General features: G+C 54.3%; 4 protein-coding genes. 3 read left to right on the top strand and 1 reads right to left on the bottom strand.

Annotated features, from left to right (window positions below; translation table 11 throughout):
* Nucleotides 1–219 precede the first annotated feature (219 nt).
* Nucleotides 220–765 (bottom strand): oligoribonuclease, encoded by a 546-nt coding sequence (gene orn, locus FDW95_RS09290; protein ID WP_096758595.1) that lies wholly within the window; start codon nt 763–765, stop codon nt 220–222.
* Nucleotides 766–871: 106 nt separating this feature from the next.
* On the opposite strand from orn, the gene rsgA reads away from it, so the two are divergent.
* From rsgA to mscM, 3 genes are all read left to right on the top strand, one after another.
* Complete coding sequence (rsgA, locus tag FDW95_RS09285) at nt 872–1,924, top strand: small ribosomal subunit biogenesis GTPase RsgA (RefSeq protein ID WP_170972982.1); 1,053 nt, start codon at nt 872–874, stop codon at nt 1,922–1,924.
* Nucleotides 1,925–2,016: 92 nt separating this feature from the next.
* Nucleotides 2,017–2,985, top strand: a complete 969-nt coding sequence (asd, locus tag FDW95_RS09280) for an archaetidylserine decarboxylase (RefSeq protein WP_115259626.1) — start codon at nt 2,017–2,019, stop codon at nt 2,983–2,985.
* A 17-nt stretch (nt 2,986–3,002) separates the two neighbouring features.
* The gene (mscM, locus tag FDW95_RS09275; protein WP_115259627.1) at nt 3,003–6,317 is read left to right on the top strand and encodes a miniconductance mechanosensitive channel MscM; all 3,315 of its coding nucleotides are present in this window, start codon (nt 3,003–3,005) and stop codon (nt 6,315–6,317) included.
* Nucleotides 6,318–6,327 lie beyond the last annotated feature (10 nt).

The following is a 6,327-nucleotide window of genomic DNA, read 5'->3' as shown; positions in this document are numbered from 1 at the left end:
TCTACCAACTGAGCTATTCCCGCAAATCTGTACTGCTTTTGTTGCTGTCGTAACGCGTAAACCTCTGTCGTTACGGGAGGCGTATTATACGAGAAATTCGTTTAGCTGCAACCCCCTTGAATACGATTTTTTTGAAAACTCGTTCAAGTGATTACTTTACAATCAAGCTGGACAATTTAGCGTCAAAAAGCCGGTGACGCAAGCCACCGGAGAACGAAATCAAAGCTTAATAAAATGCTCACGGTAGTAAGCCAGCTCAGCGACGGACTCACGAATGTCGTCCATCGCCTGGTGTGTCCCCTGCTTCGTGAAGCCATCGAGGATCTCCGGCTTCCAGCGACGGGCCAGCTCTTTCAACGTGCTAACGTCCAGATAGCGATAATGGAAATACGCTTCCAGTTCCGGCATGTATTTGAACAGGAAACGACGATCCTGGCCGATGCTGTTGCCACAAATCGGGGATTTCCCTGCCGGAACCCACTCTTTTAAAAATGCCAGCGTCGCCAGCTCCGCTTCACGATCGCCCATGGTGCTCGCCTTCACGCGCTCCACCAGACCACTTCCGGTATGCGTACGCACGTTCCAGTCATCCATTAGCGCCAGCTGCGCGTCGGACTGGTGGACGGCAATCGTCGGTCCTTCAGCCAGAATATTCAGATTGGCGTCAGTCACCAGCGTCGCGATCTCAATAATGCGATCGCGCTCGGGATCCAGACCTGTCATCTCCAGATCGATCCAAATCAGGTTGTTTTCATTGCCACTCATGCTATTTTCCACCCTTCAGACGTCACATTCAGTGTGACTATATTCATCTAAAATTGCGTGTATCATAAATGTTTTGCCCATCATGGGCGACCAGGAGTCAGTACGATTGAGTAAAAATAAACTCTCCAAAGGCCAACAGCGCCGCGTGAACGCCAATCACCAGCGTCGTCTTAAAACGTCCACGGAGAAGCCCGACTACGACGACAACCTGTTTGGCGAGACCGCTGAAGGTATTGTTATCAGCCGCTTTGGCATGCATGCCGACGTGGAGTCTGCCGACGGCGATGTCCACCGTTGCAACATCCGTCGCACAATTCGTTCGCTGGTAACCGGCGATCGTGTAGTCTGGCGTCCAGGTAAGGCCGCAGCCGAAGGCGTGAACGTTAAAGGGATCGTTGAAGCGGTACATGAACGTACCTCGGTGCTAACGCGTCCGGACTTTTATGACGGTGTAAAACCCATTGCGGCCAACATCGACCAAATCGTCATTGTCTCAGCCATCTTACCCGAGCTGTCACTCAATATTATCGACCGATATCTGGTTGCCTGCGAAACGTTGCAGGTTGAGCCCATTATCGTACTCAACAAAATCGATCTGCTCGACGATGAAGGCATGGTCTTCGTGAATGAGCAGATGGATATCTATCGCAATATTGGCTATCGCGTGTTGATGGTCTCCAGCCATAAAAAAGACGGCCTGCAGCCGCTTGAGGAAGCGCTGACCGATCGCATCAGCATTTTTGCTGGTCAATCAGGTGTGGGCAAATCCAGCCTGCTCAACAACCTGCTCGGCCTGCAGAAAGAGATCCTGACCAACGATGTCTCCGATAACTCCGGTCTTGGGCAACACACCACCACGGCCTCTCGCTTGTACCACTTCCCGCACGGCGGTGACGTCATTGACTCCCCCGGCGTACGTGAGTTTGGGTTGTGGCATCTTGAGCCGGAACAAATCACCCACGGGTTTGTCGAATTCCATGACTTCTTAGGTCATTGCAAATACCGCGACTGTAAGCATGATACGGATCCAGGCTGCGCTATCCGTGAAGCAGTAGAGAAAGGGGCTATCGCCGAAACTCGGTTTGAGAATTATCACCGCATCCTTGAAAGCATGGCGCAGGTAAAAACGCGTAAAAACTTTTCTGATACGGACAACTGACAACTAAGCTAAGCATCGCTAGAATCGTCCCCCTTTTTTCAGGATCCGGCCCGCATGCCGGATCGGGAACAAATTATGGCCTGGAGGCTACCTTGTTAAATTCATTTAAGCTTTCGCTACAATACATTCTGCCGAAACTATGGCTCACTCGCCTGGCGGGTTGGGGTGCAAGCAAACGAGCAGGATGGCTAACTAAACTGGTTATCGATCTGTTCGTGAAATATTACAAGGTCGATATGACAGAGGCGCAGAAGCCGGATACCGCCAGCTATCGCACCTTTAACGACTTCTTCGTGCGCCCACTGCGTGACGATGCCCGCCCAATTAATACCGACCCGAATGTTCTGGTTATGCCAGCTGACGGCGTGATTAACCAGTTGGGGAATATCGAAGAAGACAAACTGTTGCAGGCCAAAGGGCACAGCTACAGCCTTGAAGCACTGCTGGCAGGTAACTACCAGATGGCGGACAAGTTCCGTAACGGAACGTTTGTCACGACGTACCTCTCACCGCGTGATTACCACCGCGTACATATGCCGTGTAACGGTATTCTGCGGGAAATGCTGTACGTGCCCGGCGATCTTTTCTCGGTCAACATTCTGACCGCGCAAAACGTGCCCAACCTTTTTGCGCGTAACGAACGTGTTATTTGCCTGTTTGACACTGAATTTGGCCCGATGGTGCAAATTCTGGTCGGTGCAACCATCGTCGGTAGCATCGAAACTGTCTGGGCTGGCACCATCACGCCACCGCGTGAAGGCGTAATTAAGCGCTGGACATGGCCTGAAGGTGAAAGTGAAGGTTCAGTGGCGTTGCTGAAAGGCCAGGAAATGGGCCGCTTTAAGCTTGGTTCAACCGTCATCAACCTGTTTGCGCCAGGCAAAGTTAATCTGGTCGAGCAGTTGCAGGATCTTTCGGTCACCAAAATCGGTCAACCGATGGCAATCTCTACCGAAACGTTCGTGACGCCAGAGGCCAAACCCGCCCCGCTTGCGCAAGACGAGATCGAAGCAGAACACGCTGCCAGCCCGCTGGTTGACGACAAAAAAGACGAAAGTTAAACATAGGAATCGCTGCTGTGCGCCTGATTATCACTTTTCTGATGGCCTGGTGCCTCAGCCAGGGGGCGTACGCTGCGACGGCCCCCGATACCAAACAAATCACCCAGGAACTGGAGCAGGCCAAAGCGGCAAAACCCGCTCAGCCAGAAGCCGTCGAGGCGCTCCAGTCCGCGCTGAATGCCCTTGAAGAGCGTAAAGGCTCTCTCGAGCGCGCCGAACAGTATCAGCAGGTTATTGATAACTTCCCCAAGCTGTCCGCGACGCTACGCGCGCAGCTTAGCAACCTGCGCGATGAACCTCGCAGCATCCCCACGGACCTCTCGGCTGACGCCTTAAACCAGGAGATCCTGCAGGTCAGCAGCCAGTTGCTGGAAAAAAGCCGTCAGGCCCAGCAGGAGCAGGATCGCGCCCGCGAAATCGCCGATTCATTAAACCAGCTCCCTCAACAGCAAACCGATGCTCGCCGTCAATTAAATGAAATTGAACGACGCCTTGGCGCAGCCAGCGGCAATACGCCGCTCAATCAGTCGTTGCAAGCTGAATCCGCCAGACTCAAAGCGCTGGTCGATGAGCTGGAGCTGGCACAACTTTCCGCCAACAATCGTCAGGAACTGGCGCGTATGCGCTCCGAACTGGCCGAAAAACAGAGCCAGCAGCTCGACGCTTACCTGCAGGCATTACGAAATCAGCTCAATAGCCAGCGGCAGCGTGAAGCGGAGCGGGCGCTGGAAAGCACCGAACTGCTGGCAGAAAACAGTGCAGGACTGCCGGAAGGCATTGTCGATCAGTTTAAGGTCAACCGCGAACTGTCACAGGCGTTAAACCAACAGGCACAACGTATGGACCTGGTGGCGTCTCAGCAGCGTCAGGCCACCGGTCAAACGTTGCAGGTACGTCAGGCATTGAACACGCTGCGCGAGCAGTCACAGTGGCTGGGAGCGTCGAATATGCTGGGCGAAGCGCTTCGCGCGCAGGTTTCCCGTCTACCTGAAATGCCTAAGCCGCAACAGCTCGATACCGAAATGGCGCAGCTGCGCGTACATCGCATGCGCTATGAAGACCTCCTCAACAAACAGCCGCAGCTACGCCAGATCCATCAAGCGGATGGACAGCCGCTTACCGCAGAGCAGACCCGTATTCTCAATGCCCAACTGCGTACCCAGCGTGAGCTGTTGAATTCCCTGCTACAGGGCGGCGATACGCTGATACTCGAGTTAACCAAGCTGAAAGTCTCCAATAGTCAGTTGGAAGATGCGCTGAAAGAGGTTAACGAAGCCACGCACCGCTATCTGTTCTGGACCTCTGACGTCAGCCCGATTTCACTCTCCTGGCCGGTCGATTTGGTTCAGGATCTGCGTCGTCTAATCTCATTAGATACGTTTAATCAGCTTGGTAAAGCCAGCGTCATGATGCTCACCAGTAAGGCCACGCTGCTGCCGTTGTTCGCCGCGCTGGTGCTGGTGGGGTTTAGCCTCTATTCGCGTAAGCACTTCACCCGCTTTCTTGAGCGATCGTCTGCGCGGGTCGGTAAAGTCACCCAAGATCACTTCTGGCTGACGATACGAACGGTATTCTGGTCAATTCTCGTTGCCTCGCCGCTGCCGGTGCTGTGGGCGACGCTGGGTTACGGCCTGCAGGAAGCCTGGCCCTATCCGCTGGCCGTCGCCATCGGCGATGGTGTGACCGCCACGGTGCCTATGCTGTGGGCGGTGATGATTTGCGCTACCTTTGCGCGGCCGAATGGTCTGTTCATCGCGCACTTTGGCTGGCCGCGCAACCGCGTCGCTAAAGCTATGCACTATTACCTGATGAGCATCGGACTGATTGTTCCGCTGATCATGGCGGTGATCATGTTTGATAATCTCAATGACCGGGAATTCTCCGCTTCATTAGGACGCCTGTGCTTTATGTTGATTTGTGGCGCACTGGCCATCGTCACTCTGAGCCTCAAACGCGCCGGGATCCCGCTGTACCACGACAAAGAGGGCAACGGCGACAACATGGTCAACAGCATGCTGTGGAATATGCTAATGGGTGCCCCGTTAGTTGCCATTCTTGCGGCCGCGGTAGGTTACCTGGCCACAGCACAGGCGCTGCTGGCCCGCCTGGAGACGTCTGTTGCTATCTGGTTCTTGTTGCTGGTGGTTTATCACGTCATCCGCCGCTGGATGCTTATCCAGCGCCGTCGTCTGGCTTTTGACCGCGCCAAACACCGACGCGCAGAAATGCTGGCGCAGCGTGCACGTGGTGAAGAAGAACCCGCGCACTCCACCAGCCTGGAAGGAGCGATAGATATCGATGAAAGCGAAGTCGATCTGGACGCGATAAGCGCGCAGTCGCTGCGCCTGGTGCGGTCTATCCTGATGCTCATCGCCCTGCTTTCAGTCATCGTGCTGTGGTCAGAAATTCATTCCGCGTTCGGCTTCCTGGAAAATATCTCACTATGGGATGTGACGTCCACGGTGCAGGGCGTAGAAAGCTTAGAGCCGATTACGCTGGGCGCAGTGCTTATTGCCATTCTGGTGTTTATCATCACCACCCAGCTGGTGCGTAACCTGCCTGCACTGCTGGAACTGGCGCTGTTGCAGCACCTGGATTTAACACCAGGTACCGGTTACGCCATCACCACTATAACCAAGTATCTACTGATGCTAATTGGTGGCCTGGTGGGCTTCTCAATGATTGGTATTGAGTGGTCGAAACTGCAGTGGCTGGTTGCTGCTCTCGGTGTTGGTTTGGGCTTTGGTTTGCAAGAGATCTTCGCCAACTTTATATCCGGCCTGATCATCCTGTTTGAAAAACCAATTCGTATTGGCGACACGGTGACCATTCGCGACCTCACCGGCAGCGTGACCAAGATTAACACCCGCGCGACCACCATCAGCGACTGGGATCGTAAAGAGATCATCGTGCCCAACAAGGCGTTTATCACCGAGCAGTTTATCAACTGGTCGTTATCCGACTCAGTGACTCGTGTGGTATTGACCATTCCTGCACCGTCAGAAGCCAACAGCGAGGAGGTCACGCAAATCCTGCTCACTGCCGCCCAGCGCTGCTCACTGGTTATCGACACACCGGCGCCGGAAGTCTTCCTGGTTGACCTTCAGCAGGGGATTCAGATCTTTGAGCTGCGTATCTATGCCGCAGAGATGGGACACCGTATGCCATTGCGCCACGAGATCCACCAGCTGATTCTGGCGGGCTTCCGTGAGCACGGTATTGATATGCCATTCCCACCGTTCCAGATGCGTCTGGAGAGCCTCAGCGGAAAGCAAACGGGGAGAACGTTAAGTTCTGCGGGCAGAGGTAAGCGCCCGGCGGGAAGCTTGTAAACGTGAGTGG

Source organism: Citrobacter sp. wls718, assembly GCF_005280945.1.
GTDB lineage: Bacteria > Pseudomonadota > Gammaproteobacteria > Enterobacterales > Enterobacteriaceae > Citrobacter > Citrobacter gillenii.
Note: the sequence above shows the minus strand (reverse complement) of the source record. Positions and strands in the feature narration are given on the sequence as shown.

Bases quoted from the DNA above. Each gene is read 5' to 3' on its own strand.
- orn (WP_096758595.1), bottom strand. From the start codon at position 765: ATGAGTGGCAATGAAAACAACCTGATTTGGATCGATCTGGAGATGACA.